Source organism: Massilia sp. MP_M2, assembly GCF_039123635.1.
Classification (GTDB): domain Bacteria; phylum Pseudomonadota; class Gammaproteobacteria; order Burkholderiales; family Burkholderiaceae_D; genus Telluria.
Genome location: NZ_JBCHJF010000003.1, coordinates 496,027 through 513,461 on the forward strand (window position 1 = coordinate 496,027; position 17,435 = coordinate 513,461).

At 65.3% G+C, this 17,435-nt stretch carries 15 protein-coding genes; 1 reads left to right on the forward strand and 14 read right to left on the reverse strand.

Features of this window, described 5'->3' with window-relative positions:
• Nucleotides 1-7 precede the first annotated feature (7 nt).
• The 10 genes from RCH14_RS09910 to RCH14_RS09955 all read right to left on the reverse strand — a co-directional run bounded on the left by RCH14_RS09910 (nt 8) and on the right by RCH14_RS09955 (nt 10,984).
• Nucleotides 8-2,986: a TonB-dependent receptor domain-containing protein gene (locus tag RCH14_RS09910; protein WP_343025953.1), complete on the reverse strand. Its 2,979-nt coding sequence runs from the start codon at nt 2,984-2,986 to the stop codon at nt 8-10.
• A gap of 94 nt (nt 2,987-3,080) precedes the next feature.
• Nucleotides 3,081-3,596 carry a gluconokinase gene (locus RCH14_RS09915; protein WP_343025954.1) on the reverse strand — a complete coding sequence of 172 codons (516 nt, stop codon included), beginning with the start codon at nt 3,594-3,596 and terminating at the stop codon, nt 3,081-3,083.
• Between the two features lie 287 nt (nt 3,597-3,883).
• Entirely contained in the window at nt 3,884-4,258 is a 375-nt protein-coding gene (gene mnhG / locus RCH14_RS09920; RefSeq protein WP_343025955.1) for a monovalent cation/H(+) antiporter subunit G, read from the reverse strand.
• The gene (locus tag RCH14_RS09925; RefSeq protein ID WP_407070067.1) at nt 4,255-4,533 is read right to left on the reverse strand and encodes a K+/H+ antiporter subunit F; all 279 of its coding nucleotides are present in this window, start codon (nt 4,531-4,533) and stop codon (nt 4,255-4,257) included. Before RCH14_RS09925 ends, mnhG begins: the two co-directional genes overlap by 4 nt.
• Entirely contained in the window at nt 4,517-5,035 is a 519-nt protein-coding gene (locus tag RCH14_RS09930) for a Na+/H+ antiporter subunit E (RefSeq protein WP_343025956.1), read from the reverse strand. The genes RCH14_RS09925 and RCH14_RS09930 overlap by 17 nt, the downstream gene beginning before the upstream one ends.
• Entirely contained in the window at nt 5,032-6,714 is a 1,683-nt protein-coding gene (locus RCH14_RS09935; RefSeq protein ID WP_343025957.1) for a monovalent cation/H+ antiporter subunit D, read from the reverse strand. Before RCH14_RS09935 ends, RCH14_RS09930 begins: the two co-directional genes overlap by 4 nt.
• Nucleotides 6,711-7,055, reverse strand: coding sequence for a Na+/H+ antiporter subunit C (locus RCH14_RS09940; protein WP_343025958.1), 345 nt, complete (start codon nt 7,053-7,055; stop codon nt 6,711-6,713). The genes RCH14_RS09935 and RCH14_RS09940 overlap by 4 nt, the downstream gene beginning before the upstream one ends.
• A complete protein-coding gene (locus RCH14_RS09945) occupies nt 7,055-9,970 on the reverse strand; it encodes a monovalent cation/H+ antiporter subunit A (protein WP_343025959.1) in 2,916 nt (971 codons plus the stop codon). The genes RCH14_RS09940 and RCH14_RS09945 overlap by 1 nt, the downstream gene beginning before the upstream one ends.
• A gap of 5 nt (nt 9,971-9,975) precedes the next feature.
• Nucleotides 9,976-10,257, reverse strand: a complete 282-nt coding sequence (locus RCH14_RS09950) for a hypothetical protein (RefSeq protein WP_343025960.1) — start codon at nt 10,255-10,257, stop codon at nt 9,976-9,978.
• A 130-nt stretch (nt 10,258-10,387) separates the two neighbouring features.
• On the reverse strand, nt 10,388-10,984 hold the full coding sequence (locus RCH14_RS09955; protein WP_343025961.1) for a hypothetical protein: 597 nt from the start codon (nt 10,982-10,984) through the stop codon (nt 10,388-10,390).
• A 187-nt stretch (nt 10,985-11,171) separates the two neighbouring features.
• On the opposite strand from RCH14_RS09955, the gene RCH14_RS09960 reads away from it, so the two are divergent.
• On the forward strand, nt 11,172-11,468 hold the full coding sequence (locus RCH14_RS09960; RefSeq protein WP_343025962.1) for a hypothetical protein: 297 nt from the start codon (nt 11,172-11,174) through the stop codon (nt 11,466-11,468).
• A 151-nt stretch (nt 11,469-11,619) separates the two neighbouring features.
• On the opposite strand, the gene RCH14_RS09965 is transcribed toward RCH14_RS09960, so the two are convergent.
• The 4 genes from RCH14_RS09965 to RCH14_RS09980 all read right to left on the reverse strand — a co-directional run bounded on the left by RCH14_RS09965 (nt 11,620) and on the right by RCH14_RS09980 (nt 17,432).
• Entirely contained in the window at nt 11,620-12,423 is an 804-nt protein-coding gene (locus RCH14_RS09965; protein WP_343025963.1) for a hypothetical protein, read from the reverse strand.
• A gap of 67 nt (nt 12,424-12,490) precedes the next feature.
• On the reverse strand, nt 12,491-13,600 hold the full coding sequence (locus RCH14_RS09970) for an HBL/NHE enterotoxin family protein (RefSeq protein ID WP_343025964.1): 1,110 nt from the start codon (nt 13,598-13,600) through the stop codon (nt 12,491-12,493).
• Nucleotides 13,601-13,905: 305 nt separating this feature from the next.
• Nucleotides 13,906-16,095 (reverse strand): heme-degrading domain-containing protein, encoded by a 2,190-nt coding sequence (locus RCH14_RS09975; RefSeq protein ID WP_343025965.1) that lies wholly within the window; start codon nt 16,093-16,095, stop codon nt 13,906-13,908.
• Nucleotides 16,092-17,432 (reverse strand): MFS transporter, encoded by a 1,341-nt coding sequence (locus tag RCH14_RS09980; RefSeq protein WP_343025966.1) that lies wholly within the window; start codon nt 17,430-17,432, stop codon nt 16,092-16,094. The genes RCH14_RS09975 and RCH14_RS09980 overlap by 4 nt, the downstream gene beginning before the upstream one ends.
• Nucleotides 17,433-17,435: the final 3 nt, after the last annotated feature.

Below are 17,435 nucleotides of genomic sequence, written 5' to 3' on the forward strand. Positions count from 1 at the left end.
CGGCCGGTCAGAAGCCGTAGCGCAGGCCGGCCCGGTAGGTGCGCCCGACCACGTCGTACAGCGCCGGGTTGATGCCGTAGCTGGCGTTGGTCTGCGGCGCCGGTTCCGGGCCCTTGTCGGCCAGGTTGTCGATCTTGAAGTAGAGCTGCAATTGCTTGGACACGTTGTAGCTACCGCCCAGGTCGACGTAGGTCGCGCCCTTCATCCGGTTGTTGTAGATGGTCGGGTGGATCAGTGTCGACACCGGGCAACCCGTCTGGCACTCGATGAAGTCGTTGCGGTAGGTGCCGTCGCTGATCCAGCGCTCGGTCAGCGTGAGACTGAGCTTGTCGTGCTCCCAGGTTTGCTGCGCCAGCACCTTCCACTTCGGCGTGTTGCCCATGTTCGAGCCAGCGGCGTCCACCGGGATCGTGCCGACCACGCCCGTGTCGGTGATGAAGTGCAGGTTGCGCGTGCCCAGCGCGCGGAACGTGAAGCGCCCCGGCAGGTTCACTCGTTCGAGTCCTGTTCTGTACGAGGTCTCGATATCGAAGCCCTTCGTCTGCAGCGAAGCGAGGTTGAAGTTCTGCACCGTGACGTAGTTGTTGCCCGGGTTGTTGAGCACCATGGCCGCGCAGATTTCCTGGTTGCCGGCCACGCACAGGTCGACTTCCTGCTGGATGGTCAGCGCGGCGATCACGCCCTTGACCTTGATGTCGAAGTAGTCGAGCGATACCGAAAAGCCGGGCGCCCATGTTGGCTGGCTCAGGACGATGCCGAACGAATTGTTGCGCGCGATCTCGGGCCGCAGCGCCGTGTTGCCGACGGTGCGCTCCTGCACGCTGATCGTGTTGCCCTGGTACTGGACCACGTTGTTGACCACCACCGGCGCGGCATACAGCTCACTCAGGTTCGGCGCGCGCACGTCTTTCGACGTCACGCCGCGCAGGCGCAGGCCGTCGATGGGCGTTTGCCAGGTGGCGCCCATTTTCCAGCTGCCCACCTTGCCGGCGGTGCTGTACTTGGTCTCGCGGTCAGCCAGGTTCAGGTTCGCTTCGCCCCAGGTGGCCGATTTCAGCAGCGGGATGTTCAGCTCTACATAGGCTTCGCGCACGTTGTAGCTGCCGTCGCCGTTGTGGAAGTTACCGGCGTACCAGTTGTTGCCCACCGTGGTGTCGAGCAGCGGGTCGACCGGATACATGGCGTTGTTCGGCGAAGCGGGCGTGACGCCATTGCCGTAGGCGTCGCCGCGCACGCGGTATTTTTCACGCCGGTATTCGGCGCCCGTGGCCAGCGAGACCGGGCCGGCCCAGCCTTCGAACAATTCGCCGTTGATATTGAAGCTGCCGACATCCTGGCTTTGCGTGGTGCGCTGGCGCGGGCCGTTCTCGGGCGCGATATACGCCCAGGCGGCCGGATCGACCGGGTTGTTGCCGATGATATTGAGCGGCACGCAGCCCGACGCGGCGGCCACCGGATTGCGGCAGACGATCCGCCCGTTCGGCGCCCGCACGGCGTCGATCGCGGCGTTGTAGCGGCGGTTGATCGTCATGTTGTTGGCGTCGAGATTGGTCTTGTTCTCGCCATGCGTGATGTACGCGTCGTACCCCCACGACTTGCCGAACAGGTCGAACCTGCCTTCGGCCCCGACGACGAAGCGGCGCTGGGTACGGGTCGGCTGCACGTCGATGTTGTCGGGGAAGATCGCGTTGGCGGTGCCGTACTGGAAGCTGGTGATGTTGTTCTGCGCGCAGGCGGCCAGGATCGAGGCCGGCAGGAACGGGTTCGAGCACTGGATGGTCAGGTTGGCGTTCTTGGCCGCGCCCGGGTTGGGCGAGAAGCGCGAGGCGACCTTGCCGTAGTTGGCCGTGAAGTAGATCTGGTTGTCCGGGTTCAGGTCGAACGAGACGCGGGTATAGGCCACCTGGCGCTTGAAGTTCATGGCCAGGTTGGTGCCCGAGCCCACGCTGCCGCTCAAATCGCCGCCGATGCAGAACGGATTGACGCAGCCGGTGACCGCACCCGTGCCGGTGGGCCGGCCGTTGGAGCCATACTGGAACTGGTACGGCACGCCGCCGTCGCCGAACGCAGTGCCCTGCAGCGGGCCGTTCGTGATCAGGCCGTATTTCGAATACTGGTACTGCTGCGCGTTCGAGATCACGCGGTATTGCGGCAGGCCGTCACCAGTCTGGTTCAGTGGACGGACCGAATAGGCCGGGTTCTGGTACCAGGTGCGCCCGTTCGGGCCCATGCCGCCAATGCCGGGTGATTCGATCCCGTTTTCCTTCGTGAATTCGCCACTGGCCGTCACGTGCAGGCGGTTGTCGAGGAAGGCCCGGCCCCAGGCGGCCTGCACCGTGGCACCCCGGTCGTCGTCGTATTTGGTTTGGCCCAGCTGAACATTCGACTTGAAGCCGGTGAAGGTTTTATCGGTGACAAAGTTGACCACACCGCCCACCGCGTCCGAACCGTACGACGCCGAGGCGCCGCCGGTGACCACGTCGACGCGCTTGACCAGCAGCTGCGGGAACTGGCTGACGTCCGTCACGCCCGTGACGTTGGCGCCGACGACGCGCTGGCCGTCGAGCAGCGTCAGGGTCCGGATCGTGCCCAGCCCGCGCAGGCTCAGGGAACTCAGGCCCTGGATGCCGCTGCTGGTGCTGTTGGTGCTGGTCGTGCGGCCCGTGCTGCCCTGCAGCGCCGGCAGTTCGGTCAGCGTGTTGAACAGGTTCGGCTTGGCCGCCTTTTCGAGGTCGGCAGCGCTCAGGCTCGTGGTGGGCGTCGGCTGGGAGAAGCCGCGCGCGGCGATGCGTGAGCCCGAGATGCGTACCACCGACGTGGAAGCCGGTTCTGCCACTGCCGCCGTGGCCTCTGGCGCAGTCGCTTCGGGTGTGGTGTCGATGGCCGGCTCGGTTTGCGCCTGCTGGGCGTGGGCGGCGGCGCCGACCATCCAGCAGGCGCTGGCCACGGCCAGGCTGATGAGAGTGCGTTGAACGGGTGTGCGCATGATGGTTGTCTCCTCGATGCTCGTTGGTTGAAAGCGCGCCGCCTCTATGGGTGGGTGGCTACGCCTGCTGGCAAATGGGTAAGGGCTGCGCTGATCAGGCGCTGGCCGTGATGCGTTCCACCAGCGCCTGCGGCGCCAGTGTGATATCGAGGGTCAGGCCGGTTTCGTCCGGCTCGAGCGGCTCGAGGATGCGCAACTGGCTCTCGAGCAGCGACGGCGGCATGTAGTGGCCGGGGCGGCTTGTCATGCGCGTGGCGATCAGCGCGCGTGGGCCGGCCAGGTGGACGAAGCGCAGCGCCGGATCGGCGTCGCGCAGCAGGTCGCGGTAGCGCCGCTTCAGCGACGAGCAGGACAGCACCAGGCCATGGCCTTGTTCACGCGCAGTGCGGATTTCGCCGGCCAGGCTGGCAAGCCAGCCGGCGCGGTCGTCGTCGTCGAGCGGAATGCCGGCGCTCATCTTGCTGACGTTGGCGGGCGGATGATAGGCATCGCCTTCGAGGAAGGGGACGCCGTCATGGGCAGCCAGCAATGCCCCCACCGTGCTCTTGCCCGATCCGCTGACACCCATGACAACCCAGCGCAGGGCGGGGGATGTGCTGCTTGCCGACATCGTTTCTCCTCTATTTCGTTAGCGCTAACATCGCGCTTTTTTTCAGTGTTGTCGAGGTTGTAGAATTTGTAAACCAGATATCGATGTTGCAACGCAATGCAATATGGCGGAGCAGCGCGGGAGTCTCGCGGAAAATGTCGGGGTGGATCAGGGCCGTTGACTCGGCGTATAAGGACGCGACTTGATAGCGCTATCATTGCTGCGATGCGCCAACGTCACGACAGGCGTGTTGTATTTACTCTACGGGGAGAGGCGGGTCGGGGCGCGTATCGGCCCCGGCCCGTGGTTTATTCTTCGTCGACGATCGAGTACACGTCGCCCTCGGTCGCCCCGGCGTTTGCCTTGCGGGCCCGGAGGTCGCGGTAGACGGCGGCGCGCATGATCATCATCGACACCACCGGCGCCGTGAGCAGCACGAACAGGGCGATGATCACCTCGTGCACCACGGGGCGCGATTGCGCGACCGTGAAGTACAGCATGGATGCCAGCAGCAGGCTGGCGGTGCCGAGCGAGACCGTGATCGCCGGGCCGTGGATGCGCTGGTAGAAGGTGTGCAGGCGTACCAGACCCAGGGCGCCGATCAGCACGATGCTCGATCCCACGATCAGCAGCAGCGAGACGATGAGCGCAGCCCAACCGGGCAGGTGTTCGATACCGTTCATTCGATGATCTCCCCGCGCATCAGGAACTTGGCCATTGCGATGGTCGAGACAAAACCGATCAGTGCGATGAGCATGGCCGCTTCAAAATAGACCTGGGTGCCGAAGCGGATGCCCAGCACCAGCGCCAGCAGCATGCCGCAAATCCACAGCGTGTCGAGCGCCAGCACGCGGTCGTGGGCCGAGGGCCCGATCAGCAGGCGCACAAAGCACAGCAGCATCGCCGCCACCGTGCACACGAGGCCATAGCCAATCGACAGTTCAAGCAGGGTCGCCATGGGAGCCTTTCTTCTCGAAGATTTCAATCAGGGGCTGCTCGTAGCGGGTGGTGATGGTCTCGATCCACCAGGCCGCATCGTGCAGGTCGAACACATGCAGGATCAACTCGTGCCGCTCCGGGTCGAGTTCGGTCCACACCGTTCCCGGCGTAATGTTGATCAGGCACGACAGCGCGGCCAGGCCGTACTCGTCGCGCATCGTCAGCGGCACCCGGATGAACTGCGCCTTGAGGTTGGTATAGTCGTTGAACAGGATCACCCGGCTGACGTTGATGCACGAACGCACCACCTCGATCGACGCTGAGCCCAGCAGGCGCAGCGCCACCATCGGCGCGCCCATGCGCGGATACCCGAGCGGGTTGAGGTACCGCGTCAGGATTGGCGCGGCGATGCCAACCCCGATCCCGAGCAGGATGTGGCCAGGATAGAGGGTCTGGTTCAGCAGTAGCCACAGGCCGCACAGCAGCAGCGAGACGACGGGGTGGGGGAGCCAGCGCTTCATGGCGCCTCCGGTGTCAGGTTGAGGGTCGGCGCGGGCGAGGATGCCGGCCCGGGCAGGGTCGGCTCGGACAGCACGCGGTCGATATAGGTTGCCGGACGATGGATCGCGTCGCTGGCGCGCGCCAGGTAGCCGAACAGCGCATTGGCCTGGATGGTCATCCCGATCGCCAGCCCCAGCAGGAAAAGAATCGGTACCACTTCGGTCCGGTGCAGCTTGGGCGGCACCAGCACGCCGCTGGCCCAGAAGGTGCGCACGCCAAAGCGCATCATCGAGATCACGGCGATCAGGCCCGACAGCACGATCAGCGCGATCAGCACCCAGCCGGCGACAGGGATCGTGGTCGGCCCCGTCATGACGCCGTTTGCGGCAGTGGCCACGACCTGCGGGTGGAGCACCGCATGGAACATGCCGAACTTGGCGATGAAGCCCGGCAGCGGTGGCAACCCGGCGATCATCAGCGCGCAGGCGGAAAAGGCCAGCGACAGGAACGCCATCACGGCCGGCACGCCCCGGCCGACCGGTTCGGCCGGCGTGTCTTCGACCGCATAGGCTTCCATGGTCAGCGCCAGCATCGCCGAGCGTGGCGTGCGGATGCGGTCGATCAGCTCGATCAGCAGCAGGAACGCGGCCACCGCGAGCGTCGAGCCGATCAGGTAATAGATGCCGGCCGTGACCAGGTTGGGCTGGCCATAGCCGATCACTGCCAGCAGCGTGCCGGACGAGATGATCGCGGCGTAACCCGCCATGCGCCCGGCCGTGTCGGTCGCGAGCATGCCGGCGGCGCCGAACACGATGGTCGCCATGCCGCCATACAGCAGCGCATCCTTGCCGAACCCGGCAGCAGCGCCGGCATCGTCCGAGAAGATCAGCAGCCACAGGCGCAGCACGACATACGCGCCGACCTTGGTCATCAGCACCAGCATCGCCGCGACCGGCGGCGATGCGGCGGCGTAGGTGGTCGGCAGCCAGAAGCCCAGCGGCCACATCGCGCTCTTGGTCAGGAAGGTCAGCGCCATCAGCGTGGCGCCAATCTTGAACAGCGCCAGGTCGTCGCCCGCCAGCAGCGGTACGCGGCCCGCCACATCGGCCATGTTCAGCGTGCCGGTGGTGGCGTAGATCAGGGCGATGCCAAGCAGGAACAGCAGGGCGCCGGCCAGGTTGATCGCGATGTACTGCATGCTGGCGCGGATGCGCTCGGCGTTATACCCGTGCAGCACCAGGCCGTACGAGGCCGCCAGCATCACTTCGAAGAACACGAACAGGTTGAACAGGTCGTGCGTCAGGAAGGCGCCGTTGATTCCCATCAGCAGGAACTGGAACAGTGTGTGGAAGTGCACGCCGATCCGGCCCCAGCGCTGCTTGGTGAAGTGCAGCGCTGCCAGGCCCAGCAGGGCGGTGAGCAGCAGCAAGATGCTGCTCAGGCGATCGGCCAGCAGCGCAATGCCGAACGGCGCGCTCCAGTTGGCGGCCAGGTAGATGCCCATGCCGTCTTGCCAGGCGCCGCCGTCGGTCAGGTGGACCAGCGCCAGCGCATTGGCCACCAGGCCGAGGATCGACGCGTAGCTGAGCCAGAACTTCAGGCGATGCCAGCCCTGCGTGAGCGGGACCAGCGCGGCGCCGACCAGCAGCGGCAGTATTACCGGCACCAGGATCAGGTGCTGGGTCCAGTGCAGACTCATAGATCGGGCTCCTTGCCGTCAACGTGGTCGGTGCCGGTCAGGCCGCGCGAACCGATCATCACCACCAGGTACAGGGCGGTGGTGGCAAAGCCGATCACGATCGCGGTCAGCACCAGCGCCTGCGGCAGCGGGTCGGCCAGGATGGCCGGATTGGGCAGGGTGCCGGCCGGGGTGAGCGGCGGCGCATCGACCCACAGGCGGCCCATCGCGAAGATGAACAGGTTGACGGCGTACGACATCAGCATCAGGCCGCACAGCACCTGGAAGCTGCGCGGACGCAGGACAAGCCAGATGCCCGAGGCGAACACGATGCCGATGGCCAGCGAAAGAACAAGCTCCATCAGAGGATCTCCTTGGCAGGTGGAATGGTGACGCGCGTGGCGTCGGCCGCCAGGCGGTGGCTGCGCAGCGACTGGTGGGCCAGCGCGACGAGCGTGAGCATGGTCGACCCGACGACGACCAGGAACACGCCCAGGTCGAACATGAACGCGCTCGGCACGTGCAGTTCGCCCAGCACGGGCAGGTCGAGGTGGGCCGTGTGGCTGGTCAGGAACGGGTAGCCGAGGAACCAGGCGCCGATGCCGGTGAAGCAGGCGCAGAACAGGCCCCACGAGATCCAGCGGTGCGGGCGCAGGCGCAGGTGCGATTCGACCCAGTCGGTGCCGGCGACCATGTACTGCACGATCAGCGCGGTGGCAAAGATCAGGCCGGCGACGAAGCCGCCGCCGGGCAGGTTGTGGCCGCGCATGAAGAAGTAGGCCGCCATCACGCCCATCACCGGCAGCAGCAGGCGCAGGTAGATGGCCGGGATCATCAGGTAGCCGCTGCGCGCCTGCACACCTGGCGGTTGATCCTTGGTCGGATCGACGTCGCTGGCCTGCTGCACGGGAATCGCGATCGATTCGGTGGCGGGCCGGAAGCGGCGCAGCAGCGCGTACACGGTCAGCGCCACGGCCGCCAGCACGGTGACCTCGCCCAGCGTGTCGAAACCGCGGAAGTCGACCAGCAGTACGTTGACGACGTTCGAGCCGCCGCCTTCGGTGAGGGCGCGCAGCACGAAGAATTCGCCGATCGACGGCGGCGGGCTGCTCATCAGCACCGCGTAGCTGGCCGCGGCAATGCCCACGCCACCGCCGACGGCGATCAGGCTGTCGCGCGAGCGCCGCAACCAGGTGCTTGGTGGCGCCTTCTTGAGTTTGAGCACCTTCGGCACGAGGCGCGGCGGCAGCCAGCGCAGGCCGAGCAGGATCAGCACCGTGGTCACGGTTTCGACCATCAGCTGGGTCAGCGCCAGGTCGGGCGCCGACAGCCAGACGAAGGTGATCGCGGTGACGATGCCGGTGCCGCCGACCATGCTCAGGGCCGCCAGGCGGTGGTACTTGGCCTTGTAGGCGGCGCCAGCGGCGCAACCGGCACCGATCAGCCACAGCGCGGCGAACAGTGGCTCGATATCGAGCAGGTTCACGGCTGGCAGGCTGAACCATGGATCGACCAGCAGCAGCGGCACGACGATCATGAACGACATCAGCACCAGCAACTGCGGCTGCAGGCGCTGGGTGCCGGTCAGGCGGATGATCCAGGTCGCGCCCAGGGACAGTGCCAGCATCGTGCTTTCGTAGGCTTGCGCGCCCTTGAGGCGGTGCAGCACCGGTACCCGCGTACGCTCGCGCAGGTCGTGGCGGCGCAGCAGCACCCAATACAGCAGGGCGCCCAGCACCAGGGCCGCGCCACTCATCCCGAGCGCCAGGTTGAAGCCGTGCCAGATCGCCAGGTCGTAGACCGGCATGGCCGCGCCCAGCACGGAGCTTGAGGCCACGGCCAGGATGTCGCCCACCACGCGCTCGGGCATCACGCCCACGGCGATACACAGCACCACCAGGCATTCGACCGGGAAGCGCATCCAGCGCACCGGCTCGTGCGGCTCTTTCGGCAGATCCTTGGCCAGCTGGCCGAAGAACACGCTGATGAAGCGCAGCGAATAGGCCACGCTGAAGATGCCCATCGCGACGGCCGCATACGACATCGACCAGTCTTCGGTGCCGCCCACGTGCGCGGTCTCGGCAAAGAACATCTCTTTCGACAGGAAGCCGTTCAGCAGCGGTACGCCGGCCATCGAGGCCGACGCGACGATGGCCAGTGCAGCGGTGACGGGCATCGCACGGCGCAGGCCGCGCAGCACGCGCATGTCGCGGGTACCCGTCTCGTGGTCGATGATGCCGACGGCCATGAACAGCGAGGCCTTGAAGATCGCGTGGTTCATCACGTGGAAGATCGCCGCCACCACCGACAGCGGCGTGCCGATGCCGAGCAACACCGTGATCAGGCCCAGGTGGCTGATGGTCGAATAGGCCAGCAGCCCTTTCATGTCGTTCTGGAAGATCGCGAACAGGGAACCGAGCAGCAGCGTGATGACGCCGGCCCCGCCGATCAGCCAGGTCCATTCGGGCGTGCCGCCCAGCGCCGGCCACAGACGAATCAGCAGGAACACGCCGGCCTTGACCATCGTGGCCGAGTGCAGATAGGCCGAAACCGGCGTGGGCGCGGCCATCGCGTGGGGCAGCCAGAAGTGGAACGGGAACTGCGCGCTCTTGGTCAGTGCACCCAGCGCCACCAGGATCAGGGCCGGCAGGTACAGCGAATGGGCGCGGATCTGGTCGCCGGCGGCGAGCACCGCATCGAGCTCGTAGCTGCCGACGATGTGGCCCAGGATCAGCACGCCGGTGAGCAGGCACAGGCCGCCGGCGGTGGTGACGGTAAACGCCATGCGCGCGCCGCGGCGGGCGTCGTTGCTGTCTTGCCAGTAGCCGATCAACAGGAAGGACGTGAGGCTGGTGAGTTCCCAGAACACCACCAGCTGGATCAGGTTGCCGGACAGGACCACGCCCATCATCGAGCCCATGAACGCCAGCATATAGGCGTAGAAGCGCGCCACCGGATCCTGCTTGGACATGTAGTAGCGCGCGTACAGGATCACCAGGAGGCCAATGCCGAGCACCATGATCGAGAACAGCCAGGCCAGGCCGTCCATGCGCATGATGAAGTCCAGGCCGAACAGCGGCAGCCACTCATGGCGTGTCAGCACTACCTGGCCGGCACCGAGTTCGTCGAATTTGGAGATGGCGATGAGCAGCGCCGCCAGAGTGAAGGCACCGGCGACAACGGCGGGCCGGTTGCGGGACCCGTTGGGCAGGCAGGCGGAAATGATGGCGCCGGCGAAGGGAAGAAGAACGAGGAGGATCAGTGGCAGTGAGGTCATCGACATCATCCTTCGGGGCAGTGCGACATATAACGGCGCGCGCACAGGCGCAGGGCGATTCGGGACTGGTTCATGGTGTTCTCCGGCGCGCGCATCCGCGATGGATGCGCCGCGCCACGGGCAAGCGTCGCGGGCGCCACGGGTGCATTGCGCACCTTTGCGGTCACCAGCGCGTGTAATAGTTGCTTGGTTGGCTGCCAGAATGCATTCGGCAGCCTGGCAAAGCAGGCGTGCAGATAGTTGGCAATCAACGATCCGGGGGGCGTAGTTGGGCTGAATTCTGGCATGCGCCGCCTCGTAAAATACTTCTCGGAATGCGACACTCTACCGTAGTTGACGACATGACTACAACGCGTTTCATCGTTTATTTCGATTTTACTGCTTGTAACTCCGGGTGCAGCGCAGCATGATCCGGCTTCAGGCGGTAATGCTCAGCGCCGGTTCGGCGGCCTTCTCGACACCATACGTGGCGCGCACTTCGGCGCTCAGCGCTGCCTGTGGATCGGCTCCTTTTGCTGCAGCTGCCTTGGTCGCGGCAGCCGCTTCGGCCTGCTGGCGCAGCTTGGTGTCGTAGGCGGCCTGCTCGTCGTCGCTGACTGTTTTGTCCGAATCGGTGTCGGCCTCGGCGACATAGTCGTTGGTCGTTGACGATGTGGCGGACGTGGCCGTTGACGCAGCGGCGGGCGCCGCGCCACCGGTCGGAGCGGCAGCTGCTTCTGTCCCTGCCCCTGCTGCTGCCTCGCTCGCGGCTTCGCTCCCGGTTGCCGTTGCCGTATCGCTGCCTGCTTCGTCCACGGCGCGCTGCACGCGCGACGCGTCAGCCTGGGCGTTCAACTGCTCGCCCAGGCGCGCACTGGCGGCCGATTCGGCGCTCTGGGTCGGCGCAGCGGCGCGGTCCTGGTCATCGGTCGTGGCGACCGGGCCGGGGGTGGCAACCGTTTCATCGGGGGTCTTCCTGGCGGCCGGCGCGTAAGTGGCCTGGGTTGCGGTGCTGCTGCTGATGCTGGAAACCATGATATTTGTCCTGTGGCGAATCGTCTCTCTTTAACGGCCTGACACCGAGTGGGCAACAGGGCTGCACATGTAAAGCGGCGTAAAGCCAGCGTACAAGTAGTTGCCCTTGTCCGATGCGAGGGCTGGTAGGATGTCAGGCCCGTCCCGGTCCATACTGCCGGGCCGATTCCAATAACCCGTGCCCTCCATGATGACGTTTCCTTTTGCCCGTGCGGTCTCGGCTGACGCCACCGGCAGCTGCCGCACGCGGCGCCAGTTGGTCAAGCCACTGGTGCTGGCGCTGGCGCCGGTCGTGCTGATCATGATCGCCACCGGCGTAGTGCGCTGGACCAGCCTCGGCATCGACCTGCCCACCCCGATCTGGCTGTTCATCTGGAGCAAGCTGGTGATCGTGACCGTGGTGGTGTGGCGCTTTGCCTGGCAGTTGTACCGCGAGGAAGTCAGGCGCAGCCTGACCGGGCGCGAACGCAACGACGCGCTCTAGCCGCTGCATCTGGCAGAACGAGTCGTGATCGGTGCGCCCGAGTTGCGCCGTCCTGGTCATCGATCGTGGCGACCGCGCCGGGGTGGCAACCGGTTGGTCGGGAGTTTTCCCGGCGGCGGGAGCGTACGTGGCCTGGGTTGCCTGGGTCGTGTCAACCCAGATCGATCCCCAGCGCCGTGATCTCGGTGATGGTCGCCCGCACCACGATTTCCAGGGTGATCCGGTCGCTTCCATTGTTCAGATCGTTATTTATCTGCTGGATCGAGCCGCCCAGCAGGTCGATCGCATTGCGCACATCCGAGGTCCGCGCGATCACGCTCTGGAAATCAGTCCCCAGCGCGTTGCAGGCCGACCGCATCGCCGTGAGCACATTGATTTGTGCGTTCAGGTTGCTGATCGATGATTCGATGCCGTTCACGTCGGATTTCAGCTTCAGGTACAGCGCCAGCGCTGCCGCAAGTCCAATCAGGCCGAACGGGCCGAGTGCGATCAGGTAATAGTAGCGCTTCTGAGCCGCCGCTTCTTCCCCTTGGGCGGCACCCAACTGGCCTTGCAGGGTGGTTGCCTGGTCCGACAGTCCCGCTTCGATGATGGCAAGCTGATTGAAGTCGCCGAAGATCAGGCTCGAGATCGACTCGGCCTGCTTTGTCACTGCCATCACGACATTGTCCAGGCTGGCCGTCTGGTCGAGCACAGCGGACATTTTGGCCTTGATGTCGACGATCGGCTGATTGTTCGTGAGCATCGCCATGATGTCGTTCAATTCCGGCACGGCGTGCGCGACAAAGGCTGAGCCGGTCTGCTGCATATTCTGGATCAGGCCTGCCAATGGCTTGATGGCGGCGCCGGTAGCCGCCTGCAGTTGCTGTGCCTGGGGCGGCAAGCCCGACAAGGCGGCAATCTGCTGCGTAGCGGTCATCAGATTTTGCAGGGCCTGCGAAAGTAAACCACTCATGCTGTTCTCCTTGATCGTGGGGGCCGTGGCGGGCGTTGCCGGCCACGGCAGGTACGCAGGTGCGGGTTCAGGCGTGCGCGGCGAAGCTCGGTGCATTGGCAGCTGCGACGATGGCCTGGGCCACAGTCTGGCCGGGAGCCGCGACGATCGTCGTGGTGCCTGCCATCTGCTGCTTGATGGTTTCCACGTCGGCCAGGACAGTCTTGGCCACGCCATTGGCAGCAGTCAGGAAGATGGTACGAATCGTGTCGGCGCTCTTGATGCCCTGTTTCAGGTCGGTGATCATGCTGCCGATATCGTCACCCAGCATGTCCCAGGCATTCTTCATCGCGGTGGCGGCGTCTACGGCATTCTTGACCTGACCCTGCAGGCTCTGGTAGCCGCTGCTGATGCCGGTTGCGAGCTGGACCTCTGTAGTCATTTTGGCTTCGTCCTGTAGCAGCGACGCTTTCTGATTGTTGAGTGATGCCAGTGCAACCGCCGAGGCAGCCTCGCCACCGACGCCGGCCACTACGATGGCAATGCCGCCCACGACCACGGGCGTGGACGTGCCGGCGGTGACGAAATCGGCAATGCCGCCCACCGCGATCATGAAGGCGCCGCCCACGATCGCCAGGCCGCTGGTGACGATGCCGGCAATGGCGCCATCAATCTTCGACTGAATCGTGTCGAGCTCGTGCGCGTCGGAGGCGAGCACGCCGTTGTCGCCATTGACGGCGGTATTGAGGTTGCTGACGGTGGTCGCGAACGCCGATGCGTCCGAAGTCAGGTTATTGCGCAAGGTAGTCAGCGACGTGACGACGCCGTTCGCCGCTTGCTGGTACCCCGCGCTTTGTGTCTGAAGGGCGGTCAGGGCCTCAATCCATTGCTGCTCGGTCGAGCCGGCCGGCAACGTAGTTGCTACCGCATTGTTCAACGCATAGAAATTGGAAATATTCGCGATGTTCGAGAGGATGCTCGGCTGAATCGTGTTGAGATAATTGTCGGCATGCGACTGGGCAGTCTTCAAGCCATTGTTGATCTGGGTCTGGTAGATGGCCAGATTGTCGTGCCCGCTGAAGTCGACCAGCGGCTGTTCTTTCACGCTGTTGCAGTAGGTCTGGATGATCAGCGCCTGCGAAGTCTGCGATTTGTTGGCCGTGCTGATGCCTTGTGCTGCGCCTGCGGGATCGGACATGGAAACACTCCTTCGATGGACACGTTGACTGATTGGCACGTCACACGGCCTGTCGGTGCCGGGCTATCCGGGCCGCTGCATCAGGGACGTGGGTGGCGTTGCCGACTTTGCGCTGCGCTGCGGCATGATGCCGATGGCGCGATGCAGCAGGCTGATCTTCTGAGATTAGTAGTGCTGGGTCAATTACTGACGGTGTCTTGCTTGCGATCGATCAAGGCAACGCGATAAAGCGGTGGCCTGATCGATAAATGCCTTGCCTTCGGACTGGCCAAGGGAGTTGCCCATGTGCGCCATGGACACAGTCGCTAGCGGACGCCGGCCTGCAGGTAGGCGTGCAGCGTCTCGACCACCAGTGCGTGGTCCTCGGGACCGGGCAGGCCCGATACCGTGATCGTGCCGATCCGACCGGTACCGCGTACCACCAGCGGAAAGGCCCCGCCATGGGCTGCGAAATCGCGCATGTCCAGGCCCGGCAGCCGGTCATGGTCGCCGCCTTCCTGGCGCACCTGCACATGGGTATAGAACGAACTGTGCTCCGTGCGTGCGACCAGGTTGTTCTTGCGACGGATCCAGTCCAGGTGGTCTGCTGGGGCACCCGGCATGGCGTGCTCGAACAGCACCGCGCCATCGCGGCTGATGCGCACCGTGACCACCTGCCCTCTGGTGCGCGCCCGTTCCACCATCAAGCTGCCAAGCGCGCGCGCCATGTCCGGCGTGAAGCGGTCAAATTGCAGCTGCTCCTCCTGGTGCAGCAATGCGGCGAGCGATGCAGTGGGCTGGGTCATGGGTGTTGCCGGTGCGGCCGGCGGCGTGAGCGCGGACAGCGCCGCCGTCACATACACCAGCGGCGCGTTCCAGTTGATGGCGACCTCGTTGGCGGCGTAGCTGCAGTCGTGGTCGAGATAGGACAGCGCTGGCAGCTTGCCCGGATACGGCGGGCAATCCTTGGCATCCTGCTGGCCCGGATTCGGGCCGCCGGCCAGCCAGCCCGGCACCGGCGCGGTCACGCCATCGGCCATCGACGGCCGGTGGTGCGGATGCATGACCTGGCGCGCGCCAAAACCCGTGACGAACGTGTAGCCGGTAGCATTGCGGCCCAATACATAATCGAGACTCGACTGCGCTGCCTGCAGATAGGCCGGCTTGCCGTTGATGCGATAGGCCTGCAGCAGCATCATGCCCTGGTTCAGGATCACCGCATTGCTGCCCCAGACGATGTCTTTTGATGCCAGCGGCACCCGGTAGCCGTCGTTGGCCGTGGCCGCGAGCTGGCTGGCCAGTGTGTCGATGCGACGTTCGACCAGCGCGCGGTCGATGCCGGGCGCCAGGCGGTCGCGGTGGTGCGCCAGCGACATCCAGCCCAGCGCCGCCACATTGTTCCAGGCTGGTGTACTCAAGGCGGCGTCACGGCGCATGAACGCCTGCGCATACCCATCCTGCCCGGTCGCGATGAACAGTTCCGCCGCCGCCCAGGCGAATTCGTCGGCCAGCTGCGCGTCGCCGTATTCGCCGGTGACGACATCTTTCGGGTTCTTGAAAACGACGTTCGGATGCGCCTCGGCCCAGCGCCACGCGGCCTGCGCCGCCGCCAGCATGCGCTGCGACAGGCCTGGCCACTTCGCGTCGTACGGCGCCAGCACGCGGCTGGCGGTGGCCATCGTGGCGGCGAAATCGAGCGCCGCCGCCGTGCTTTTGGCCATCACGTAGCGCGGGGTGGTCGATGCCGCATGCGGCATCACGATCCCGTCGAAGCGCAGGTTGGTGAGCTTGTGGTACACGCCGCCATCGGCCGGGTCCTGCATCGTCAGCAGCCAGTCGAGGTTCCACAGCGCCTCGTCGAGGATGTCAGGCACGCCGTTGCCGGATTCGGGAATGCCGGTGTCGCGCTTGAAGGCATCGGGGAAGTGCTCGAGCGCGGCCAGCAGCGTGTAGGTCGCGATGCCCGAGTTGACCACGTATTTGTTGTAGTCGCCGGCGTCGTACCAGCCCTTGGGACTGGCGATGCGCGTGCCTTGCGGGCGGGCGGTCGATGCTGCCGAGGCGTGCACCGTCACCTTGTCGTCCGGATGGCCGGCGGGCCGCGCCCACGCGCCGGCATACTCCGGCGTGAGAGCGACCCCGCTGCGGTTGAAGTAGAACGCCTTGAGGGCCGCGTCGCCCAGCGCGCGGTAGCCATCCGGCGCAACCGTGAACGGCGCGGACAGCAGGCTGCCCACCCGGACGCGGTAGGCGCCGGCCTGGGTCAGTGCGCTGAAGTCGGCCACGCGCACGGTTTCGCCCGAAGGCGCCCAGCGACTTGCTGCGCCCAGCGCGCCATCCAGCACGACCTTGCCGTCAACGTCGACGACTTCGAACCGGTTAGCGCCGGCCACCTGCGGGATGACGGCCAGCTTGTGCGATTGCGGCAGGAAGCCCACCGCATTGACCTTGATCTGCGCAGATCCAGCGCCGGCAGCAAGCGTCACCAGCGCCGTGGCGAGCAGCGTGCGCTTCATGCCGGCACCGTCGTGCCATCCGTGTCGACGCCCGCCGCCGGCGTGCTGCCGTCGTCGTGATAGAACGGCGCGAACCAGGTGGCCACGAACGACGGGATCGTCGCGACCATCACCAGGCCGAAGTAGGCGACATAGCCCATCATCTCTTGCAGGTGGCCGCTGATGACGCCCGTGACCATCCCACACAGGCCCATCAGGCCAGTGCCGAACGCGTAGTGGGTGGTCGTGTACTTGCCCGGTGCAAGCTGCTGCATCAGGTAGATCATGAAACCGACTGCGCCAAAGCCGAAGAAGAACTTTTCGATGGCCACGCCCAGCGTGATCAGCACCAGGCTCGATGGCGTGTAGATGCTCATGACCAGGAACGCGACGTTCGGGATATTGATCGCGCAGCACAGCACGAACAGCGTCGACTTCAGACCGCGCTTGGCGACATACAGGCCGCCCAGCAGCGAGCCGACCAGCACCGCGGCCAGGCCATAGGTGCCGTAGATCAGGCCCAGCATCTCGTTGGACAGACCGAGGCCGCCTTTCGAGGCCGGGTCGACCATGAAGAACGGGCCGATCTTTTCCAGCAGGCCGACGCTGAAGCGAAACAGAAATGCGAACGCGATCATGCGCCACACGCCGCGCTTCTGGAACAGCGTGACGAAGGCGTCGACCAGGATGCGGCCGGCGTCCTTCGCACTCGATGGCGTGTCGGCGGCGCGCGCGCCGTCGGGCATGAAGCGCCAGTGCCACAGCGCCATCAGCAGCGTCAGGCCACCGACGAGCAGAAAGATGATGCGCCAGGCGTCGATCCAGTCCGGGCCGAACACACCGGGATCATGGCCGAACACGTGGGTGTGCAGGTAGCCGCTCAGGTAGACCATGCCGCCGGCGGCGACGATCGGGCCGATATTCCACGACAAGCTCTGGATGCCGCAGTACAGCGACTGCGCGCGCGCGTCGAGCGAGGTGACGTACACGCCGTCGCTGGCGATGTCCTGCGTCGCGCCGATGAACGACAGCGCAAAGAAGATCGCCATCAAAAAGGTCATGTAGCCGGGCAGTTCCATCAGCAGCGCCACGCCGGCAAAGCCGGCGCCGATGGCGAGCTGCGAGCACAGGACAAAAAACTTCTTGGTGCGGTACATCTCGACGAACGGCGCGAACAGCGGCTTGACCGTGTAAGCCAGGATCAACAGGCTCGAATACTGGGCCGCGCGGCCGTTGTCCATGCCCAGATTCTTGAACATGATGGCGGTGACGCTGGTGAGCATCACGTAACCGAGCGCCATCGTGAAGTAGCCGGTCGGGACCCACAGCAGCGGTGATACGGTTTTGGCAGGGCGCATGAT

Coding starts and splice junctions, on each gene's coding strand:
- RCH14_RS09975 (WP_343025965.1), bottom strand. CDS start 16,095: ATGAAGCGCACGCTGCTCGCCACGGCGCTGGTGACGCTTGCTGCCGGC.
- RCH14_RS09945 (WP_343025959.1), bottom strand. CDS start 9,970: ATGACCTCACTGCCACTGATCCTCCTCGTTCTTCTTCCCTTCGCCGGC.
- RCH14_RS09940 (WP_343025958.1), bottom strand. CDS start 7,055: ATGGAGCTTGTTCTTTCGCTGGCCATCGGCATCGTGTTCGCCTCGGGC.
- RCH14_RS09930 (WP_343025956.1), bottom strand. CDS start 5,035: ATGAAGCGCTGGCTCCCCCACCCCGTCGTCTCGCTGCTGCTGTGCGGC.
- RCH14_RS09965 (WP_343025963.1), bottom strand. CDS start 12,423: ATGAGTGGTTTACTTTCGCAGGCCCTGCAAAATCTGATGACCGCTACG.
- RCH14_RS09955 (WP_343025961.1), bottom strand. CDS start 10,984: ATGGTTTCCAGCATCAGCAGCAGCACCGCAACCCAGGCCACTTACGCG.
- RCH14_RS09915 (WP_343025954.1), bottom strand. CDS start 3,596: ATGTCGGCAAGCAGCACATCCCCCGCCCTGCGCTGGGTTGTCATGGGT.
- RCH14_RS09910 (WP_343025953.1), bottom strand. CDS start 2,986: ATGCGCACACCCGTTCAACGCACTCTCATCAGCCTGGCCGTGGCCAGC.
- RCH14_RS09980 (WP_343025966.1), bottom strand. CDS start 17,432: ATGCGCCCTGCCAAAACCGTATCACCGCTGCTGTGGGTCCCGACCGGC.
- RCH14_RS09970 (WP_343025964.1), bottom strand. CDS start 13,600: ATGTCCGATCCCGCAGGCGCAGCACAAGGCATCAGCACGGCCAACAAA.
- RCH14_RS09935 (WP_343025957.1), bottom strand. CDS start 6,714: ATGAGTCTGCACTGGACCCAGCACCTGATCCTGGTGCCGGTAATACTG.
- RCH14_RS09925 (WP_407070067.1), bottom strand. CDS start 4,533: ATGGCGACCCTGCTTGAACTGTCGATTGGCTATGGCCTCGTGTGCACG.
- RCH14_RS09950 (WP_343025960.1), bottom strand. CDS start 10,257: ATGCCAGAATTCAGCCCAACTACGCCCCCCGGATCGTTGATTGCCAAC.
- mnhG (WP_343025955.1), bottom strand. CDS start 4,258: ATGAACGGTATCGAACACCTGCCCGGTTGGGCTGCGCTCATCGTCTCG.
- RCH14_RS09960 (WP_343025962.1), top strand. CDS start 11,172: ATGATGACGTTTCCTTTTGCCCGTGCGGTCTCGGCTGACGCCACCGGC.